The sequence below is a fragment of the Algoriphagus jejuensis genome, from assembly GCF_039523455.1.
GTDB lineage: Bacteria > Bacteroidota > Bacteroidia > Cytophagales > Cyclobacteriaceae > Algoriphagus > Algoriphagus jejuensis.
In genome coordinates this window covers 849479-868300 of the sequence record NZ_BAAAFI010000002.1, presented here as the reverse complement: position 1 = coordinate 868300, position 18822 = coordinate 849479, and the positions used below count along the sequence as shown (strand labels likewise).

The following is an 18822-nucleotide window of genomic DNA, read 5'->3' as shown; positions in this document are numbered from 1 at the left end:
TTTTATAGTCTAGCTCCACCCATTTTGGGCGTGCAAAGTTACGAATTGATTTTTAGAATAAAAACTACTGTCGTTTTTTTACCAGCTAGACTTTGTAACTCCAGGGATCTTGCCTGCTGAGGCCATTTCTCTGAACGTTACTCGGTTGATTCCAAACTTTCTCATGTAGCCTTTTGGTCTACCAGTCAGTTTGCATCGGTTGTGAAGTCTTACCGGAGAAGCATTTTTTGGCAATTTGTCAAGTGCTTCGTAATCGCCAGCTGCTTTCAGCTCAGCTCTTTTCTTAGCGTACTTGGCTACCAGATGCTCTCTTTTTCTCTCACGAGCTTTGATGGATTCTTTTGCCATGATTATTCTGCTTTATTTTGGTTAGCGAAAGGCATTCCGAAAGCTTTCAACAAAGTCAAGCTTTCTTCGTCTGTCTGTGCGGAAGTCACGAAAGTGATGTCCATTCCGGAGATTCTGTTCACCTTTTCGATAGAGATCTCAGGGAAAATAATCTGCTCTGTAACACCCAAGGTATAGTTGCCTCGTCCGTCAAATCCTTTGTCAGAGATTCCTTTGAAGTCACGAACACGTGGCAAAGCCACAGTCACCAGACGGTCAAGGAACTCATACATTTTCTGGCCGCGCAAAGTAACCTTAGCACCGATCGGCATGTTTTCTCTCAACTTAAAGTTGGAAACAGCGATTTTGGATTTGGTAGCTACTGCTCTTTGGCCAGTGATCAAAGAAAGCTCTTCCACACCCTGATCAACCAATTTCTTGTCAGCTACCGCCGCTCCAATCCCTTTGTTAAGGACGATCTTGGTCAGTGCTGGAACTTGCATTACAGAAGAGTATTGGAATTTCTCTTTCAAAGCCGGAACGATATCGTTCACGTACTTTTCTTTCAATCTTGGATTAGCCATTGATCACCTCCCCAGTTGTTTTAGAGTATCTTACTAGTTTACCATTTTCACCTGCTTTGCGACCTGTTCTGGTAGCTTCACCAGTTTTAGGATCGACCAGCATCAGGTTACTGATGTGCAGTGCAGCTTCTTTCTTTTCGATACCACCTTGAGGCTTAGCAGCAGTTGGCTTTACGTGTTTGGTGATCATGTTGATTCCCTCTACGTAAGCTCTGCTTTTCTCGGTATTGACAGAAAGTACCTTGCCTGTTTTTCCTTTGTCATCACCTGAGATCACCTTGACGGTATCTCCGGTTTTGATATGCAGCTTGTGCTGCTTTTTAGTCTTTCTTTCCATGATTAAAGTACTTCAGGGGCCAAGGAAACGATTTTCATGAACTGCTTTTCTCTGAGCTCTCTAGCCACAGGACCGAAGATACGAGTGCCTCTTGGCTCATCGTTGTTGTTCAACAACACGGCAGCATTGTCTTCAAATCGGATGTAAGATCCATCTTTACGACGAATTTCTTTTTTAGTCCGAACGATTACCGCTTTAGAAACGGTACCTTTTTTCATGTTGCTGGAAGATAGAGCTGACTTTACAGTCACGACTACTTTATCACCGATCGAAGCGTACCGCTTGCCAGTTCCTCCCAATACGCGGATAACGAGTACTTCCTTAGCACCTGAGTTATCTGCAACGCCTAGTCTGGATTCTTGCTGTATCATGATTACTTAGCCTTCTCAATAATTTCAACTAATCTCCAACGCTTGTTCTTGCTCAGCGGACGAGTTTCACTGATTTTCACCAGGTCACCTGGTTGACATTCATTGTTCTCGTCATGAACCATAAATTTGGTAGTTTTTGCAACAAACTTTCCGTAGATCGGGTGCTTCACTTTACGTTCGACAACCACAGTCACAGATTTATCCATCTTGTTGCTTACGACTTTACCAACTCTCTCTTTGCGAAGATTTCTCTCAATCGTAGCCATTTTTCTTTCTGTTAGCTAGTTATTTGGAAGCTAATGCAGTCTTCAATCTTGCGACCAGACGCTTGGCTTCTCTGATTCTGTTAGGATTCTCTATAGGAGATATCGAATGAGCAAATTTCAATTTGCTCAGATTCCCCTGCTCAGCGACAACTCGCTCTGCGATCTCACTTGCGGAAAGTGATCTGATTTCTGTATTTTTCATAGTTCTGACTATTCAGCGTAATCTCTACGAACAACAAATCGTGTACTTACGGGTAGCTTCTGCTGCGCAAGTCTCAACGCATCTTGAGCGATCTCCAGGCTCACGCCTGTAGCTTCGAAAAGGATCGTTCCTGGCTTGATGACGGCAACCCAATATTCAGGAGCACCTTTACCTTTACCCATACGAACCTCTGCGGGCTTTTTAGTGATCGGCTTGTCAGGGAAAATCCTGATCCAAACCTGACCTTCTCTCTTCATAGCTCTTGTCATGGCAATTCTAGCTGCCTCGATCTGGCGAGAAGTAATCCATCCTGGCTCAAGGGATTTGACGCCAAAGTTACCAAAAGAGAGCTCTGCGCCTCTAGTAGCAAGACCTTTGACACGGCCCTTGTGCATTTTCCTAAATTTCGTTCTTTTCGGCTGTAACATGATTTCTCACTTATTCGGTGAAAATAGTTATTTCTTATTTCTGCGTCTTGGACCGTTGTCTCTGTCACCTCGACCACCCTTAGGGTTAGGACCGCGCTGGCCTTTAGGCTCATTCGCTGCTCCTTGGTTTGGAGAAAGGTCTCTTTTTCCGTACACTTCACCTTTGAAAATCCAGACTTTGATCCCGATCAATCCGTACACGGTCAGTGCCTCAGAAAGTGCGTAATCGATGTCTGCTCTCAGGGTGTGAAGAGGGATTCTTCCCTCTTTGTACATTTCGGAGCGAGCCATTTCAGCTCCACCGAGACGACCAGAAAGTTTAACTTTGATTCCTTCCGCTCCCACTCTCATGGATGCCGCAATGGCTTGTTTCATTGCTCTTCTGAAGGAAATTCTAGCTTGAAGCTGCTGTGCGATAGACTCACCTACCAATTTCGCGTCCAGTTCGGGACGTTTAATTTCGAAGATATTGATTTGGATATCCTTGTTGGTGATCTTCTTAAGCTCTTCTTTCAGCTTGTCTACTTCGGCTCCGCCTTTACCAATTACTACACCCGGACGGGCGGTATGGATAGTCAAGGTGATTCTCTTAAGCGTACGCTCGATGATCACTTTGGCAATACCTCCTTTAGGGATTCTGGCAAGGACATATTTACGGATCTGCTGATCTTCGTATAGCTTCTCAGCAAAGTCTTTCCCACCATACCAGTTGGAATCCCAGCCTTTGACTACACCAAGTCTAAATCCTATTGGGTTGATTTTTTGTCCCATAGTCTCTTTTAATTTGCCTTTTCGTTAGTTTCTACTACATCAGCGGTAACGTCTCCAGCGATGAATGCATCAACTACGAGGGTTACATGATTGGATCTTTTGCGGATTCTATGACCACGTCCCTGAGGAGCTGGTCTGAGTCTCTTAAGGGATCTTCCTTCATCCACCATGACGGTTTTGATGTATAGATCTGCTTCCTCAAGTTTCGCGTCAGGATTTTTTGCCTGCCAGTTGGCTACAGCCGAGAGGAGAAGTTTCTCCAATCTGATCGCTCCATGGTTGGGAGTGAATTTCAGAATGCTAAGTGCCAATCCTACTCGCTTGCCTCTTACGAGGTCAGCCACAAGGCGCATTTTGCGCGGGGATGTAGGAACGTTGTTTAATCTTGCTACTGCTTCCATGATTATCTCTTTCCTTTATCTTTTTTAGCAATGTGGCCACGGAAGTTTCTCGTCGGAGCAAATTCACCGAGCTTGTGACCTACCATGTTGTCAGTGACAAACACCGGGATAAACTTGTTACCGTTATGCACTGCGAAGGTATGGCCTACGAAATCCGGGGAAATCATAGATTTTCTTGACCAAGTCTTGATGACAGATTTCTTGCCGGACTCGTTCATGACATCTACTTTCTTCACCAGATGATGCTCGATATAAGGACCTTTTTTTAATGAACGTGCCATAATTATTTAGATCTTTTGCTGATGATGAACTTGTTTGAATACTTCTTAGGTGATCTGGTTTTCTTTCCTTTAGAAAGAAGTCCTTTGCGGGATCTTGGATGTCCACCTGAAGAACGGCCTTCACCACCACCCATCGGGTGATCAACTGGGTTCATGGCCACACCTCTTGTACGAGGTCTCACTCCAAGCCATCTCTTACGACCAGCTTTACCTAGCACCACGTTCATGTGATCTCCGTTTGACACAGTACCTACTGTAGCCATACAGGTTCCTAAAACGAGTCTCATCTCACCAGAAGGCAGCTTCACGGTTACGTATCTCGGATCACGAGCTACGATCTGCGCATATCCACCAGCGCTTCTTGCCATGGCTCCACCTTTGCCTGGCTTCAACTCCACGTTGTGTACAATTGTACCCATCGGGATGTTTGCCATTGGCATGGCGTTGCCCACTTCTGGAGCAACTTGCTCACCGGAAATCACTGTCTGTCCTACTGACAAACCTTCCGGGGCGATAATATAGGCCTTTGCACCATCCGCGTAGTAAAGTAGGGCGAGACGTGCAGTTCGGTTTGGATCGTATTCAATTGACTTGACAGTCGCAGGTACGCCAAACTTATTTCTTTTGAAGTCTACAATTCTGAGTCTTCTCTTATGACCACCACCGATATAGCGAGCGGTCATCTTGCCTGTATTATTTCTTCCGCCTGACTTCTTGAGAGGAGCTAGGAGTGATTTTTCCGGCTTTGACGCGGTAATCTCGTCAAATGCTGGAGCCACTCTAAACCTCATCCCTGGAGTAACAGGCTTCATTTTTTTAACTGCCATGATATTGATTCAATTAAATTTCTCCGTAAAAATCAATTACCTCACCGTCGGCTACTTGCACGATTGCTTTCTTGAAAGCATTGGTGAAGCCTGATACGACTTTGTTTTTGGTGTAGCGAGTCTTATGCTTTGCAGCATAGCGAATCGTACGTACGGACACCACTTTTACACCGTAGGTTTTCTCTACAGCATTTCTGATCTGGTACTTGTCAGCGGTTTTCTCTACGATGAAACCGTAGACTCCTCTTTCGTTACCAGCAGAAATTTTTTCCGTAATCAAAGGCTGCTTTAGAATATCCATTGTCTTATTTCGATAAAATGGTTTCCAACTTACTTACAGATCCTTCGCACAGCACCAAATGGTCAGCATTGAGGAGTTGGTAAGTATTTACGTCATTTACAGTCACTACTTTCGCTTTTGGAAGGTTTCTGCTTGACAAGAATACGTTCTTGTTTTCTTCAGGAAGCACCAATAGGGTCTTCTTGTCAGAAAGAGAAAGTCCATTCAAGAATGCGATGTAGCTTTTGGTCTTTGGAGCGTCAAATGAAAGATCTTCCAATACAACCAGGCTGTTTTCTATCACTTTGTATGCAAGTGCAGACTTACGAGCCAACTGCTTTACTTTTTTATTGAGTTTGAAGGAGTAATCTCTTGGCCTAGGGCCGAATACTCTACCTCCTCCACGGAAGTTAGGAGCCTTCAAAGATCCAGCACGGGCACCACCGGTACCTTTTTGCTTTTTGATCTTCTTAGTAGATCCTGCTACTTCGTTTCTTTCTTTAGATTTGTGAGTGCCTTGTCTCTGGTTAGCCAGATACTGCTTCACGTCCAGGTAGATCGCGTTATCGTTAGGTTCGATTGCGAAGATTTCGTCAGAAAGAGTCACCTTTCTACCTGTATCTTTTCCTTGTTGATTGATTACTGCTAATTCCATGGCTTATTTCTCAAGAATTACGAAAGAGTTTTTTGGGCCAGGCACTGAACCAGATACCAATAGAAGGTTCTGCTCAGGATAGACTTTCAACACTCTCAGGTTGACAACTTTTACTCTGTCACCACCAGTTCTTCCGGCCATTCTCATGCCTTTGAATACTCTGGATGGCCAAGAACATGCACCGATGGAACCTGGGTGTCTGCCTCTGTTGTGCTGACCGTGAGTTTGTCCACCCACACCCGCAAAACCATGACGCTTTACAACACCTTGGAAACCTTTACCTTTTGAAGTACCGATTGCATCCACGAAGTCACCCTCGATGAACACTTCTCCTGCACTTACCGATTTTCCGAGATCAACTTGGCCTTCGAATTCGACCCTGAAGTCACGAAACTCAACAACTTTCTGCTTTGGCGTGGTGCCGGCCTTTTTAAAATGACCGATTAGTGGCTTAGGAGTGTTTTTCTCCTTGCGCTCACCGAATGCCAACTGCACTGCGTTGTACCCGTCTGTTTCAACGTTTTTTACTTGCGTCACTACGCAAGGACCAGCTTCGATTAGCGTGCATGCGACGTTACGTCCATCGGCACTGAAGATGCTAGTCATACCTACTTTTTTTCCTATAATACCAGACATCTTTGATAAGATAATTTGATAACTCTCAAGAGATTATGCGCTTGAGCCCTTTTTTAGGGACTGCAAAGTTACTGAAATAAAATTTGGCAACAAATCCCAACTCCAATATTTTCAAACAATTACAATAATAACCAGCCGACTACGAAACCAAATGGCTATTAAACGATCAAACTGATTTACAACCGGTTGAAAAAAACAAAAGACCTGCAGAAAATGCAGGCCTTTTGAAGTGGGATCTAGGTACTGTCAGACTTTGATTTCAACATCAACTCCGCTTGGAAGTTCGATTTTCATCAAGGCATCTACCGTCTTCGAAGAGTTAGAGTAGATGTCAACCAGTCTTTTGTAAGTACAAAGTTGATATTGATCTCTGGCTTTCTTACTTACGTGTGGGGACTTCAACACTGTGAATTTCTCCTTTTTCGTAGGCAATGGAATAGGTCCAACTACTACCGCGCCAGTGGCTTTGACAGCCTTCACGATCTTCTCTGATGACTTATCCACCAGGCTGTGATCGTATGATTTTAATTTTATTCTGATTTTCTGGTTCATTTTCTTGAAGATTAGGCTTTTTCACCTTTTACTTTAGCAATTACCGCTTCAGCTATGTTATTAGGAACTGGCTCGTAGTGAGAGAAGGTCAAAGACGCTGTCGCTCTTCCGGAAGTGATCGTTCTCAAGTCAGTTACATATCCAAACAACTCAGACAATGGAACATTCGCTTTGATTACGGTAGAAGTACCTTTGGTATCCATCCCTTTCATCAAACCTCTTCTTCTGTTCAAGTCACCTGTCACTGGTCCAGTGTATTCATCCGGGCCTACAACGTCAACCGCCATGATCGGCTCAAGCAACTGAGGCTTACATTTTCTAGCAGCTTCCTTGAAACCGATTCTTGCAGCCAATTCAAATGACAGTGCATCAGAATCGACATCGTGGAAAGAACCGTGGAACAATCTCACTTTCATCGCTTCGATGGGATATCCAGCCAAAGGTCCATTCTTCATCGCTTCGGTGAAGCCTTTCTGAACTGGCGCGATGAATTCTTTTGGAATTACACCACCTACGATACCGTTGACAAAGTCGAGGCCGTTTTTGATTTCGCCGGTTTCCGGATCTGGATCTTTTGGCCCCAATTCGAATACAATATCCGCGAATTTACCTTTACCACCTGTCTGCTTCTTGTAAACTTCCTTGTGCTCTACTGAGCCAAACAACGCTTCTTTGTAAGCCACCTGAGGAGCACCTTGATTGATCTCAACCTTGAATTCTCTTTTCAGACGATCAATGATGATCTCTAGGTGAAGTTCACCCATACCTCTGAGGATAGTCTGACCAGTCTCCTGATCCGTGTTTACCTGGAGGGTTGGATCTTCTTCGATCAATTTGGCGATAGCCATACCTAATTTATCAACGTCAGCTTGAGTCTTAGGCTCAATCGCATATCCGATAACCGGCTCAGGGAACACCATCGACTCGAGTACTACCTTGCGCTTTTCGTCGCAAAGAGTATCTCCGGTTTTGATGTCTTTGAAACCTACTACTGCTCCGATGTCGCCGGCTACCAATCGTTCGATTTGGTTTTGCTTGTTGGCGTGCATCTGAAACACGCGGGAGATACGCTCTTTATTTCCTGATCGGCTGTTGAATACATAAGAACCTGATTCAAGAACACCCGAATATGCTCTTACGAAACAAAGACGTCCTACGAAAGGGTCAGTTGCAATCTTAAATGCTAAGCCTGTGAACGGCTCTTTTTCGTCAGGATTGACAGCCACTTCTTCTTCGGTGTCCAAACTGGTAGCGAAGATCGCATCTTTGTCCAGAGGAGACGGAAGCAGTTCCATCACGAGATCCAGCATAGTCTGAACACCTTTGTTTTTGAAAGAAGAACCGCATACCATAGGGACAATTTTCATGTCAATGGTAGCTGCTCTCAATGCAGTCAAAATCTCAGTTTCAGTGATTGAATTTGGATCGTCGAAGAACTTCTCCATCAAGGACTCATCGTACTCTGCTACTGCTTCGAGCAAATGCTCTCTGTATTGCGCTACTTCCTCGACCATATCCTCAGGGATAGGAACGACTTGGTAAGTCATGCCTTTATCCTCTTCATTCCAAACCATTCCTCGGTTGTTGATCAAATCAACAACACCTTGGAATTTGTCTTCAGCACCGATCGGGAGCTGCAATGGAACCGCATAGGAGCCAAGCATTTCCTTCACTTGCTTACATACTTCTAAAAAGTTTGCACCGGAACGATCCATTTTGTTAACGAATCCAATTCGGGCTACCTTGTAATTATCGGCCAATCTCCAGTTGGTCTCAGACTGTGGCTCTACGCCGTCCACAGCGCTAAACAGGAAAACAAGACCATCTAGGATTCGAAGGGAACGGTTAACTTCAACAGTAAAGTCAACGTGGCCCGGGGTATCGATGATATTGACCTGATATTTGTTACTTCGGTAATCCCAAAATACGGTGGTGGCAGCGGAAGTAATTGTGATACCTCTCTCCTGCTCTTGTGCCATCCAGTCCATGGTCGCAGCACCATCGTGAACCTCACCGATCTTGTGACTTACGCCTGAGTAGTAAAGAATACGCTCAGTTGTAGTAGTCTTGCCTGCATCGATGTGGGCTGCGATACCTATGTTTCTGGTGAACTTTAAGTCTCTTGCCATCCTAATTAAAATCTAAAGTGTGAGAATGCTTTGTTGGCTTCGGCCATTCTGTGAGTATCATCTTTTTTCTTCACAGCGGCTCCTTCGCCTTTTGCTGCTGCGATGATCTCACCTGCCAACCGGTCCATCATGGTCTTCTCACCTCTTCTGCGAGCATAGTTAATCATCCACTTGATTCCAAGTGAAGTTTTTCTATCAGGTCTGACTTCCATAGGAACCTGGAATGTGGCACCACCAACTCTACGACTCTTCACCTCTACGGATGGGGTAATATTGGTTAGCGCTTTTTTCCAAACTTCAAGACCATTCTCGCCCACCTTAGATTCTACTTTAGCTACCGCATCGTAGAAAATGGCATAAGCAATACTCTTCTTCCCGTCGAACATTAGACAGTTTACAAACTTGGTGACCAAAGTATCATTGAACTTTGGGTCAGGAAGAATATATCTCTTCTTTGGTTTCGCTTTTCTCATTTCTTTTGAATGTTTTTATTACTTCTTTTTGCCCTTTACCGGGGCAGCTGGAGCACCTTTGCCAGCTTTAGGTCTTTTAGCACCGTACTTGGAGCGACCTTGCTTACGGTCTTTTACTCCGGCAGTATCCAATGCACCTCGGATGATGTGATATCTCACACCCGGAAGATCCTTTACACGACCACCTCTGATCAATACGATCGAGTGTTCTTGTAGATTGTGACCTTCACCTGGAATGTAAGCGTTCACTTCTTTTCCGTTCGTCAATCTCACCCTTGCCACCTTTCTCATCGCAGAGTTAGGCTTCTTAGGGGTCGTAGTATATACTCTGGTACAAACACCTCTACGCTGTGGACATGCATCCAGTGCTCGAGACTTCGATTTGATTTCCAGTGTAGTTCTACCTTTTCTTACTAGCTGTTGAATAGTAGGCATTAACTGATAAAATTTAGTTTTCCTGTAAACTGTTAAATTTTGGACTGCAAAGGTAAAGAAAGTAATAAGAGTAACAAAATTAAGCAGTTATATTTTTGTTACGCCTCGCCCGGAGTGCCAAAGGAAATCGGAAATGAAGGCGCGCCTCCTGCCTGCTGGATTTTACCAAACGCAGCCTCATACTTTTCGATGTTGTCCTTCAGAGCCGAGAGCAGTCTTTTGGCATGTTCCGGAGTCACAATGATCCTTGATTTCACTTTCGCTTTGGGCACACCCGGCATAAGCCGGATGAAGTCAATCACAAATTCCGAATTGGAATGCGCGATCATTGCCAGGTTTGAATAGATGCCCTCGGCGACTTCCTCGGAGAGCTCCACGTTGATCTGCTGATCTGGTCTTTTGTTGTCTTCCATTTTTTTTGGCTTAAAAAAAGGCCTGTACACGACATACAGGCCTTTTATGTTAAAATCAAATGCGATTATAGAATTGCTTCGCTGGATCTCTTGGAGGAGGTTTTCTCCATATTTTCTGAAAGCTTATCGTACTCTTCCTGAGAACCAATGATCAGATTTTGCAATCTTCTCTGACCAGTGCCCGCAGGGATCAAGTGACCCACGATTACGTTTTCTTTCAATCCCAAGAGCTCATCACGCTTACCTCTAATGGCAGCCTCAGAAAGCACCTTGGTCGTTTCCTGGAAGGAGGCAGCCGAGATAAAGCTTTCAGTACCCAAAGAAGCAGCCGTGATACCCTGCAAAGTAGGAGCAGAAACCGCAGTCTCGGCATCTCTTACTTGTACAAGTTTCAAATCCTTCCGCTTCAGGCTGGAGTTCTCATCTCTCAGTCGTCTCGCGGAGATGATCATACCGGCTTTCAAGGTAGAAGAGTCTCCTGGCTCCATTACTACTTTCTTGTCCAGAATGTTGTCATTTTCCTCACGGAAAGCCCACTTGTCCACGACTTGGTTTTGAAGGAATCCAGTATCACCAGCATCCAAGATGTCAACTTTCTGCATCATCTGAGATACAATCACCTCGATGTGCTTGTCGTTGATTTTCACACCCTGAAGTCTGTAAACTTCCTGGATCTCATTCACCAAATATTCCTGAACAGCTGTTGGTCCCTTGATAGAAAGGATATCGTTTGGAGTGATCGCCCCATCTGACAATGGCTCCCCTGCGCGGATGAAGTCATTCTCCTGAACCAAGATGTGCTTGGAAAGAGACACCATGTATTTCTTGATCACGCCATCTTTGGACTCGATGATGATCTCTCTGTTACCACGCTTGATACCTCCGTAAGTCACCACACCATCGATCTCAGATACCACAGCCGGATTGGATGGGTTGCGAGCCTCGAACAATTCAGTTACTCTTGGAAGACCACCGGTGATATCGCGAGTCTTACCTACAGATCTAGGGATTTTCACCAAGATCTGACCTGATCTTACTTTCTCACCGACTTCTACAGCAAGGTGAGCTCCAACCGGGATATTGTATCCTTTTGATTCATCGCCATAGTTGACAATGATCGCCGGGTTTTTTGTTCTGTCTTTGGTCTCGATGATTACTTTCTCACGGAAACCTGTCTGATCATCAGCTACTTCTTTATACGTGACACCCTCAACGACTGCTTCGAATTCGACAGATCCGTCAAATTCAGAAAGAATAACCGCATTGTATGGATCCCAAGTACAAAGTGACTGGCCTTTGGTGATCTTCTGACCGTCCTTCACGTTCAACAACGCGCCGTAAGGAACGTGGTTTGAAACCAAGGTTTTGCCAGTTTTCGCTTCGTTAATCTTGATTTCACCAGAACGGCCCATGACGATGGTGATAGCCTCACCGTCTTTATTGGTTGTTTCGATGAATCTCAATTCCTCTTCGAATTCGATCACCCCGTCAAACTTCGCTGGGATCATCGCCTCAACTGCCATGTTGGAAGCTGTACCACCCACGTGAAAGGTTCTCAAGGTAAGCTGAGTACCTGGCTCACCGATAGACTGTGCTGCAATGACGCCGACAGATTCACCCGCTTGTACCATTTTACCGGTCGCCAAGTTTCTTCCGTAGCATTTCGCACAGACACCTCTACGCGTTTCACAGGTCAATACAGATCTGATTTCAACCTCTTCAATGGCAGATTCGTCCACCAACTTCGCTACTTCGTCTCCGATTTCGACACCAGCAGGCACGATCAACTCGTCTGTCACTGGATCATATACATCGTGAACAGATACCCTGCCCAAGATTCTTTCAGAAAGTGGCTCGACGATTTCGTCGTTGTCTTTGAGCGGCTGTACTACCAGACCTCTCAATGTACCGCAATCTTCTTCTGTGATGATCATGTCTTGGGCAACATCTACCAGACGACGTGTCAAATAACCCGCATCGGCAGTTTTCAAGGCCGTATCGGCAAGTCCTTTACGGGCACCGTGCGTTGAGATGAAGTATTCCAATACATCCAGACCTTCTTTAAAGTTGGAAAGAATTGGGTTTTCGATGATCTCACCGACAGAACCCTGAAGGTTTTTCTGTGGCTTAGCCATCAAACCTCTCATGCCACCCAGCTGACGGATCTGCTCTCTGGAACCACGGGCTCCGGAGTGCATCATCATGTAGATGGCATTGAATCCTTGCTTATCCTCTTCCATCTTCTTCATCAGATTGTTAGTCAAATGAGAGTTGGTACGAGTCCAGATATCAATTACTTGGTTGTAACGTTCGTTGTCAGTGATCAGACCCATGTAGTAGTTATTCCACACTTGATCGACTTCTTCTTTCGCTTTGGCTACCATGGTTTCCTTTTCGGCAGGAATGATAACGTCATTTAAGCCCATGGAAAGTCCGCCTTGGTAAGCCATCTGGAAGCCAAGATGCTTGATGTCGTCCAAGAATTGTGCTGTGCGTGCAATACCGCACACTTTCACTACTTCAGCGATGATCTGCTGCAGTTTCTTCTTGGTTAACAGTTCGTTCACATATCCTACTTCCTCAGGAACAAACTGGTTGAAGATCAAACGACCTGCAACCGTTTCGACGATCTTGTCAGCGATTACCCCGTCAGCAGCTTTTAGCTTCACTTTACACTTGATATTGGCGTGCTTAGAGACTTTGCCTTCGTTCATCGCGATGATCACTTCTTCCTGGCTGTAGAAAGTCATGCCTTCACCGGCTACGATTTCTTCAGGAGTCGATTTCTTTCCTTTGGTCACATAGTATAGACCCAAAACCATGTCTTGGGAAGGTACTGTGATAGGTGCACCATTTGCAGGGTTCAGGATATTGTGTGCAGAAAGCATCAAAGTAGAAGCTTCCAAGATTGCCTCGTGTCCAAGTGGAACGTGAACCGCCATCTGGTCACCGTCAAAATCGGCGTTGAATGCAGTACATACCAATGGGTGAAGCTGGATTGCTTTTCCTTCGATCAGTTTTGGCTGGAAAGCCTGAATACCCAATCTGTGAAGCGTTGGAGCACGGTTGAGAAGGACAGGGTGTCCTTTCAATACGTTTTCCAAGATATCCCAAACCACCGGATCTTTTCGATCCACAATTTTCTTGGCAGACTTTACGGTCTTTACAATACCCCTCTCAATCAGCTTTCTTATGATGAATGGCTTGAAAAGCTCGGCTGCCATATTTTTAGGAAGACCACACTCGTGAAGTTTCAACTCCGGACCTACAACGATCACTGATCGACCGGAGTAATCCACACGCTTACCGAGCAAGTTTTGACGGAATCGGCCTTGCTTACCTTTCAACATATCAGAAAGGGACTTCAGGGCACGGTTTCCATCGGATCTTACCGCGTTTACTTTTCTGGAGTTATCGAACAAAGAATCGACAGCTTCTTGAAGCATTCTTTTTTCGTTTCTCAAGATTACCTCCGGAGCTTTGATATCGATCAAACGCTTCAGACGGTTGTTTCTGATGATTACTCTTCTGTAGAGGTCATTCAAATCGGAAGTCGCAAAACGACCCCCATCCAAAGGAACCAATGGACGCAATTCCGGTGGAATCACAGGAACCATGCGAACGACCATCCACTCCGGACGGTTTTCGATTCTCGTTCTCGCATCACGGAATGCTTCTACTACTTTCAGACGCTTCAACGCTTCTGCCTTTCTCTGCTGAGAAGTATCAGTAGCAGCTTGGTGACGAAGTGAGTAGGAAAGATCATCGAGATCCAATCTTGCCAACAACATCTCCAAGGCCTCAGCACCCATCTTGGCGATGAATTTGGTCGGATCAGCATCATCCAAGGAATGGTTTTCCTTTGGAAGCTTGTCCATGATATCCAAGTACTCGTCTTCAGTCAGGAAGTCGAGGTATTGAACACCTTCTTCAGCTTTGACGCCAGCCTGTACTACCGCATAGCGCTCGTAGTAGACAATCTGATCCAATTTCTTGGTGGGAAGACCCAGCAGGTAACCGATTTTGTTGGGAAGGGATTTGAAGTACCAGATGTGGGCAACAGGCACCACCAATTCGATGTGTCCCATTCGCTCACGACGTACCTTCTTTTCAGTCACTTCCACGCCGCAACGGTCGCAGATGATTCCTTTATATCTGATGCGCTTGTATTTACCACAATGACATTCCCAGTCCTTTACCGGACCAAAGATTCGCTCACAGAACAAGCCTCCCATTTCGGGCTTGTAGGTTCTGTAATTGATGGTCTCTGGCTGTGTAACCTCACCATTGGAGCTGTCCAGAATAGATTCTGGAGAGGCCAAGCTGATGGTAACTCGGGAGAAATCGTTGTTGAGTTTTTTATTTTTTCTAAACGACATAGTGTTTTGAGATATGTTCAGGGCGGTTGCCCGCCCTTTGAGCCAAATTAATCCAGGGTAATTTCAAGAGCCAAGCCTCTCAACTCGTGAACCAATACATTGAATGATTCAGGGATGTTTGGCTTAGGAAGGTTTTCACCCTTCACGATAGCTTCGTAAGCTTTCGCTCTACCGATTACGTCATCAGACTTGACAGTCAGGATCTCTTGGAGTACGTGAGACGCACCGAATGCTTCGAGTGCCCACACTTCCATTTCTCCAAAACGCTGTCCACCAAACTGCGCTTTACCACCCAACGGCTGCTGAGTAATGAGTGAGTATGGACCAATTGAACGTGCGTGCATCTTGTCATCCACCAAGTGACCCAGTTTCAGCATGTAGGCTACACCTACGGTTACTGGCTGGTCAAACTTGTTGCCTGAAAGCCCATCGTACAGATAGGTACGTCCATAAGCAGGTACTCCGGCGATTTCCAATTCGGCAGAAACCTCATCCAAAGTCGCTCCATCAAAGATTGGCGTGGCGAATTTTTTACCTGTTTTCTGTCCTGCCCAAGCCAATACAGTCTCAAAGATCTGCCCGATGTTCATCCGTGAAGGCACCCCAAGTGGGTTCAACACGATGTCCATGGGGGTTCCGTCTTCCAAGAATGGCATGTCCTCGTCTCTTACGATTCTGGCGACGATACCTTTGTTACCGTGACGACCTGCCATCTTATCACCCACCTTTAGCTTACGCTTCTTGGCGATGTAGACTTTAGCGAGCTTCACGATTCCAGCTGGCAATTCATCTCCTACTTCAAGCGTGAATCTGTCACGCTTAAACAGGCCTGAAACTTCGTTTCTGGAATTGGTATAGTTTTTCACCAGCTTCACGATCAGTGAATTGGTGTGAGCGTCGTCAGTCCAGTCATCTAAGATGATATCTGAAATCAAGTTTGCTTCCTCCGGCACATTGTAGTTGGACTCGTCTCTGTAAGGGTTCTTAGCAGGGAAAAGGTTATTGTCAATGTTTTTTGCATTGAATTTCACGCCTTTGCTGATGATCTCATCACCAAACTTGTGTCTTACACCTAGGGAAGTTTTTCCTTCAAGGATCGTCACCAACTTGTTGATCATCCTGGCTCTGATGGCAAGGAGATCTTTGGAGTATTTCGCTTTCAGTTTTTCAACCTCAGCTTTCGACTTTGCTCTATTGTCCTTGTCCTTCTTAGGTCTGGCGAAAAGCTTGGTCTCGATCACTACGCCATTCAAAGATGGAGAAGCTTTCAAGGAAGCATCTTTCACGTCACCGGCCTTATCACCAAAGATTGCTCTCAGGAGTTTCTCTTCCGGAGTCGGATCAGTTTCGCCTTTTGGCGTGATCTTACCGATGATAATATCGCCTTCTTTGACTTCAGCACCGATTCGGATCACTCCGTTTTCGTCCAAATGCTTCACAGCTTCTTCTGACACGTTCGGAATTTCAGAAGTCAATTCTTCCTCACCACGCTTGGTATCACGTACTTCCAACTGGAATTCTTCAACGTGAATCGAGGTAAAGATATCCTCACGAACTACGCGCTCAGAGATAACGATCGCATCTTCGAAGTTATACCCTTGCCAAGGCATGTAGGCTACTTTTAGGTTTTTACCCAAAGCAAGCTCGCCGTTATTGGTAGAGTAGCCTTCCACTAGCACTTGTCCTTTCAACACTTTCTGCCCCTTCAAAACCAATGGCGTAAGGTTGATCGTCGTATCCTGGTTCGTTCTTCTGAATTTAATCAGATCGTAGGACTTGTATTCATTGGTGAAATTCACCAACAACTCATCTGAAGTCAAATCGTACTTCACGGTAATCTGCTTCGCATCCACATATTCCACTACGCCGTTTGCCTCAGCAATTATCAGCGCTCTGGAGTCAATAGCCGCTTTCGCTTCCAATCCAGTTCCTACGATCGGAGCTTCTGCTTTCAACAACGGAACCGCCTGGCGCTGCATGTTGGATCCCATCAAAGCTCGGTTGGCGTCATCATGCTCCAAGAAGGGAATCAATGATGCCGCTACCGACACAATTTGGTTTGGTGCCACATCCATGTAGGAAATCTCACTTGGCTCCAACACAGGGAAGTCACCTTCAAATCGGGCTTTTACTTTCTCGTTGATAAAAGTTCCAGAGTCATCCAAAGGTGCATTCGCTTGCGCAATGTTGTGGTTGTCTTCCTCCTCAGCGGTGAGGAATACGATTTCCTCTGATTTCATTCCGGCTTTCCCATTCGCCACCTTTCTATAAGGAGTTTCCAGGAAACCCATGGAGTTCACTTTTGCGTGGACGCAAAGCGAGGAGATCAAACCGATGTTTGGACCTTCCGGAGTTTCGATGGTACACAGACGACCGTAGTGCGTATAGTGAACGTCACGAACCTCGAAACCTGCTCTTTCTCTAGAAAGACCTCCTGGACCCAATGCTGAAAGTCTCCTCTTGTGAGTCAACTCCGCTAGCGGGTTAGTCTGATCCATGAACTGAGAAAGCTGATTGGTTCCGAAGAAGGAGTTGATCACGGAAGAAAGTGTACGGGCGTTAATCAAATCGACTGGTTTGAAGTCTTCATTGTCACGCACGTTCATCCGCTCACGGATAGTTCTGGCCATTCTAGCCAAACCTACTCCGAACTGGCTGTACAACTGTTCGCCTACGGTACGTACACGTCTGTTGGACAAGTGGTCAATATCATCGACTACTGCCTTGGAGTTAATCAAGCCGATGAGGTATTTCACGATAGAAATAATGTCCTCTTTGGTCAATACAATTTTCTCGGCCTCGATGCTGAGGCCCAGTTTCTTGTTTATTCGGTATCGTCCTACCTCACCCAGATCATAACGCTTGTCTGAGAAGAACAAGCTCTGAATTACTTCACGAGCAGTCGCTTCATCAGGTGCTTCTGTATTTCTGAGTTGACGATAGATTACTTCAACTGCCTCTTTTTCGGAGTTGGAATTATCCTTTTGTAGTGTATTATAGATGATCGAGAAATCAGCCACGTTCACATCTTCTCTATGGAGAATGATGGACTTAGAGCCTGAATCCAGGATCATTTCGATGTCTTCTTCTGAAAGAACGCTGTCACGCTCTAGCAAAACTTCGTTTCTGTCTATGGAAACTACCTCACCGGTATCCTCATCAACGAAATCCTCTACCCAGGTTCTCAATACTCTTGCAGCCAGCTTGCGCCCGCCGGCTTTCTTCAAAGCAGCCTTGGTCGCAGCTACTTCTTCCGATAGGCCAAATAGATCAAGAATGTCCTTATCCGAACCAAACCCGATTGCTCTCAAAAGGGTAGTAACAGGGAATTTCTTCTTTCTGTCGATATAAGCATACATGACATTGTTGATGTCTGTCGCAAATTCGATCCAAGAACCTTTGAAAGGAATAATTCTGGCAGAGTAGAGTTTGGTACCATTGGTGTGCTTGCTCTGCGCAAAGAACACTCCTGGAGACCGGTGTAATTGTGACACAATCACACGCTCTGCACCATTGATCACAAAGGAACCTTTCTCGGTCATATATGGCAAATTGCCGAGAAATACCTCTTGTTCGATGGTTTCGAAATCCTCATTGTCCTCGTCGTGACAAAGCAATCTCAATTTTGCTTTCAACGGAACAGAATAAGTCAACCCTCTGTCAATGCATTCTTCCACGCTGTATTTAGGTGGGTCTACTGCATAGTCAATAAACTCCAGCGTGAAATTCTCTCTGGAATCACTGATCGGGAAGTTTTCAGCGAAAACTTTGAACAACCCATCTGCCCGGCGCTTCTCGGCAGGTGTATCCAGCTGGAAGAAGTCTTTAAAAGACTGCAGCTGAATATCGAGAAAATCGGGATAGTCTTTGACCACCTTAATGGAGGAGAAACTTTTCCTTTCGGTTTGATTCTTGATAGCCAAGGTAGTGTATAGTTTATAGTGAAATTTAATATCGGAAAGTGACAATTACCACTTGAAATAATGCAATTTTCTTTCTGCGCATAAACAGGAAAAGACCTGACTAGTTTAGTCAGGTCTTCGGGCCGATTCCGAACCTAGAGGATCGAAATCGC

General features: G+C 45.3%; 21 protein-coding genes. All 21 read right to left on the bottom strand.

Translation table 11 applies throughout. From position 1 onward, the window contains the following. Positions 1–78: 78 nt before the first annotated feature. The 21 genes from rpsN to rpoB all read right to left on the bottom strand — a co-directional run bounded on the left by rpsN (position 79) and on the right by rpoB (position 18670). A complete protein-coding gene (rpsN, locus tag ABD031_RS04780) occupies positions 79–348 on the bottom strand; it encodes a 30S ribosomal protein S14 (protein ID WP_077346320.1) in 270 nt (89 codons plus the stop codon). A 2-nt stretch (positions 349–350) separates the two neighbouring features. Continuing rightward, positions 351–911 carry a 50S ribosomal protein L5 gene (rplE, locus tag ABD031_RS04775; protein WP_343848967.1) on the bottom strand — a complete coding sequence of 187 codons (561 nt, stop codon included), beginning with the start codon at positions 909–911 and terminating at the stop codon, positions 351–353. Further along, positions 904–1248: a 50S ribosomal protein L24 gene (rplX, locus tag ABD031_RS04770; protein WP_343848965.1), complete on the bottom strand. Its 345-nt coding sequence runs from the start codon at positions 1246–1248 to the stop codon at positions 904–906. The genes rplE and rplX overlap by 8 nt, the downstream gene beginning before the upstream one ends. Before the next feature lie 2 nt (positions 1249–1250). Further along, a complete protein-coding gene (gene rplN / locus ABD031_RS04765) occupies positions 1251–1619 on the bottom strand; it encodes a 50S ribosomal protein L14 (protein WP_343848963.1) in 369 nt (122 codons plus the stop codon). 2 nt (positions 1620–1621) lie between these two features. Continuing rightward, positions 1622–1885 carry a 30S ribosomal protein S17 gene (rpsQ, locus tag ABD031_RS04760; protein ID WP_343848961.1) on the bottom strand — a complete coding sequence of 88 codons (264 nt, stop codon included), beginning with the start codon at positions 1883–1885 and terminating at the stop codon, positions 1622–1624. 19 nt (positions 1886–1904) lie between these two features. Beyond that, positions 1905–2087, bottom strand: coding sequence for a 50S ribosomal protein L29 (gene rpmC / locus ABD031_RS04755; RefSeq protein ID WP_026966250.1), 183 nt, complete (start codon positions 2085–2087; stop codon positions 1905–1907). A gap of 8 nt (positions 2088–2095) precedes the next feature. Then, a complete protein-coding gene (rplP, locus tag ABD031_RS04750) occupies positions 2096–2515 on the bottom strand; it encodes a 50S ribosomal protein L16 (protein WP_026966251.1) in 420 nt (139 codons plus the stop codon). Positions 2516–2542: 27 nt separating this feature from the next. Next, on the bottom strand, positions 2543–3286 hold the full coding sequence (gene rpsC / locus ABD031_RS04745; protein ID WP_343848957.1) for a 30S ribosomal protein S3: 744 nt from the start codon (positions 3284–3286) through the stop codon (positions 2543–2545). Positions 3287–3294: 8 nt separating this feature from the next. Then, positions 3295–3687 (bottom strand): 50S ribosomal protein L22, encoded by a 393-nt coding sequence (gene rplV / locus ABD031_RS04740; RefSeq protein WP_343848955.1) that lies wholly within the window; start codon positions 3685–3687, stop codon positions 3295–3297. A 2-nt stretch (positions 3688–3689) separates the two neighbouring features. Then, positions 3690–3968: a 30S ribosomal protein S19 gene (rpsS, locus tag ABD031_RS04735; RefSeq protein ID WP_026966254.1), complete on the bottom strand. Its 279-nt coding sequence runs from the start codon at positions 3966–3968 to the stop codon at positions 3690–3692. A 2-nt stretch (positions 3969–3970) separates the two neighbouring features. After that, complete coding sequence (gene rplB / locus ABD031_RS04730; protein ID WP_343848952.1) at positions 3971–4795, bottom strand: 50S ribosomal protein L2; 825 nt, start codon at positions 4793–4795, stop codon at positions 3971–3973. A 13-nt stretch (positions 4796–4808) separates the two neighbouring features. After that, the gene (gene rplW, locus ABD031_RS04725) at positions 4809–5096 is read right to left on the bottom strand and encodes a 50S ribosomal protein L23 (protein ID WP_026966256.1); all 288 of its coding nucleotides are present in this window, start codon (positions 5094–5096) and stop codon (positions 4809–4811) included. 4 nt (positions 5097–5100) lie between these two features. Continuing rightward, positions 5101–5730: a 50S ribosomal protein L4 gene (gene rplD / locus ABD031_RS04720; protein WP_343848950.1), complete on the bottom strand. Its 630-nt coding sequence runs from the start codon at positions 5728–5730 to the stop codon at positions 5101–5103. A 3-nt stretch (positions 5731–5733) separates the two neighbouring features. After that, positions 5734–6366 (bottom strand): 50S ribosomal protein L3, encoded by a 633-nt coding sequence (gene rplC / locus ABD031_RS04715; protein WP_343848947.1) that lies wholly within the window; start codon positions 6364–6366, stop codon positions 5734–5736. Positions 6367–6612: 246 nt separating this feature from the next. Then, positions 6613–6918 (bottom strand): 30S ribosomal protein S10, encoded by a 306-nt coding sequence (rpsJ, locus tag ABD031_RS04710; protein WP_008203035.1) that lies wholly within the window; start codon positions 6916–6918, stop codon positions 6613–6615. Positions 6919–6929: 11 nt separating this feature from the next. Beyond that, positions 6930–9047: an elongation factor G gene (fusA, locus tag ABD031_RS04705; RefSeq protein WP_343848945.1), complete on the bottom strand. Its 2118-nt coding sequence runs from the start codon at positions 9045–9047 to the stop codon at positions 6930–6932. 5 nt (positions 9048–9052) lie between these two features. Next, complete coding sequence (rpsG, locus tag ABD031_RS04700) at positions 9053–9520, bottom strand: 30S ribosomal protein S7 (protein WP_343848943.1); 468 nt, start codon at positions 9518–9520, stop codon at positions 9053–9055. A gap of 18 nt (positions 9521–9538) precedes the next feature. Further along, on the bottom strand, positions 9539–9955 hold the full coding sequence (gene rpsL, locus ABD031_RS04695; RefSeq protein WP_026966261.1) for a 30S ribosomal protein S12: 417 nt from the start codon (positions 9953–9955) through the stop codon (positions 9539–9541). Between the two features lie 98 nt (positions 9956–10053). Then, positions 10054–10368: a DUF3467 domain-containing protein gene (locus tag ABD031_RS04690; protein WP_343848938.1), complete on the bottom strand. Its 315-nt coding sequence runs from the start codon at positions 10366–10368 to the stop codon at positions 10054–10056. A 65-nt stretch (positions 10369–10433) separates the two neighbouring features. Continuing rightward, the gene (gene rpoC / locus ABD031_RS04685; protein ID WP_343848936.1) at positions 10434–14747 is read right to left on the bottom strand and encodes a DNA-directed RNA polymerase subunit beta'; all 4314 of its coding nucleotides are present in this window, start codon (positions 14745–14747) and stop codon (positions 10434–10436) included. Between the two features lie 47 nt (positions 14748–14794). Next, a complete protein-coding gene (gene rpoB / locus ABD031_RS04680) occupies positions 14795–18670 on the bottom strand; it encodes a DNA-directed RNA polymerase subunit beta (RefSeq protein ID WP_343848934.1) in 3876 nt (1291 codons plus the stop codon). Positions 18671–18822 lie beyond the last annotated feature (152 nt).

Excerpts from the sequence above, each read along its gene's own strand:
- rpsN (WP_077346320.1), bottom strand. The coding sequence starts at position 348 with ATGGCAAAAGAATCCATCAAAGCTCGTGAGAGAAAAAGAGAGCATCTG.
- rplE (WP_343848967.1), bottom strand. The coding sequence starts at position 911 with ATGGCTAATCCAAGATTGAAAGAAAAGTACGTGAACGATATCGTTCCG.
- rplX (WP_343848965.1), bottom strand. The coding sequence starts at position 1,248 with ATGGAAAGAAAGACTAAAAAGCAGCACAAGCTGCATATCAAAACCGGA.
- rplN (WP_343848963.1), bottom strand. The coding sequence starts at position 1,619 with ATGATACAGCAAGAATCCAGACTAGGCGTTGCAGATAACTCAGGTGCT.
- rpsQ (WP_343848961.1), bottom strand. The coding sequence starts at position 1,885 with ATGGCTACGATTGAGAGAAATCTTCGCAAAGAGAGAGTTGGTAAAGTC.
- rpmC (WP_026966250.1), bottom strand. The coding sequence starts at position 2,087 with ATGAAAAATACAGAAATCAGATCACTTTCCGCAAGTGAGATCGCAGAG.
- rplP (WP_026966251.1), bottom strand. The coding sequence starts at position 2,515 with ATGTTACAGCCGAAAAGAACGAAATTTAGGAAAATGCACAAGGGCCGT.
- rpsC (WP_343848957.1), bottom strand. The coding sequence starts at position 3,286 with ATGGGACAAAAAATCAACCCAATAGGATTTAGACTTGGTGTAGTCAAA.
- rplV (WP_343848955.1), bottom strand. The coding sequence starts at position 3,687 with ATGGAAGCAGTAGCAAGATTAAACAACGTTCCTACATCCCCGCGCAAA.
- rpsS (WP_026966254.1), bottom strand. The coding sequence starts at position 3,968 with ATGGCACGTTCATTAAAAAAAGGTCCTTATATCGAGCATCATCTGGTG.
- rplB (WP_343848952.1), bottom strand. The coding sequence starts at position 4,795 with ATGGCAGTTAAAAAAATGAAGCCTGTTACTCCAGGGATGAGGTTTAGA.
- rplW (WP_026966256.1), bottom strand. The coding sequence starts at position 5,096 with ATGGATATTCTAAAGCAGCCTTTGATTACGGAAAAAATTTCTGCTGGT.
- rplD (WP_343848950.1), bottom strand. The coding sequence starts at position 5,730 with ATGGAATTAGCAGTAATCAATCAACAAGGAAAAGATACAGGTAGAAAG.
- rplC (WP_343848947.1), bottom strand. The coding sequence starts at position 6,366 with ATGTCTGGTATTATAGGAAAAAAAGTAGGTATGACTAGCATCTTCAGT.
- rpsJ (WP_008203035.1), bottom strand. The coding sequence starts at position 6,918 with ATGAACCAGAAAATCAGAATAAAATTAAAATCATACGATCACAGCCTG.
- fusA (WP_343848945.1), bottom strand. The coding sequence starts at position 9,047 with ATGGCAAGAGACTTAAAGTTCACCAGAAACATAGGTATCGCAGCCCAC.
- rpsG (WP_343848943.1), bottom strand. The coding sequence starts at position 9,520 with ATGAGAAAAGCGAAACCAAAGAAGAGATATATTCTTCCTGACCCAAAG.
- rpsL (WP_026966261.1), bottom strand. The coding sequence starts at position 9,955 with ATGCCTACTATTCAACAGCTAGTAAGAAAAGGTAGAACTACACTGGAA.
- ABD031_RS04690 (WP_343848938.1), bottom strand. The coding sequence starts at position 10,368 with ATGGAAGACAACAAAAGACCAGATCAGCAGATCAACGTGGAGCTCTCC.
- rpoC (WP_343848936.1), bottom strand. The coding sequence starts at position 14,747 with ATGTCGTTTAGAAAAAATAAAAAACTCAACAACGATTTCTCCCGAGTT.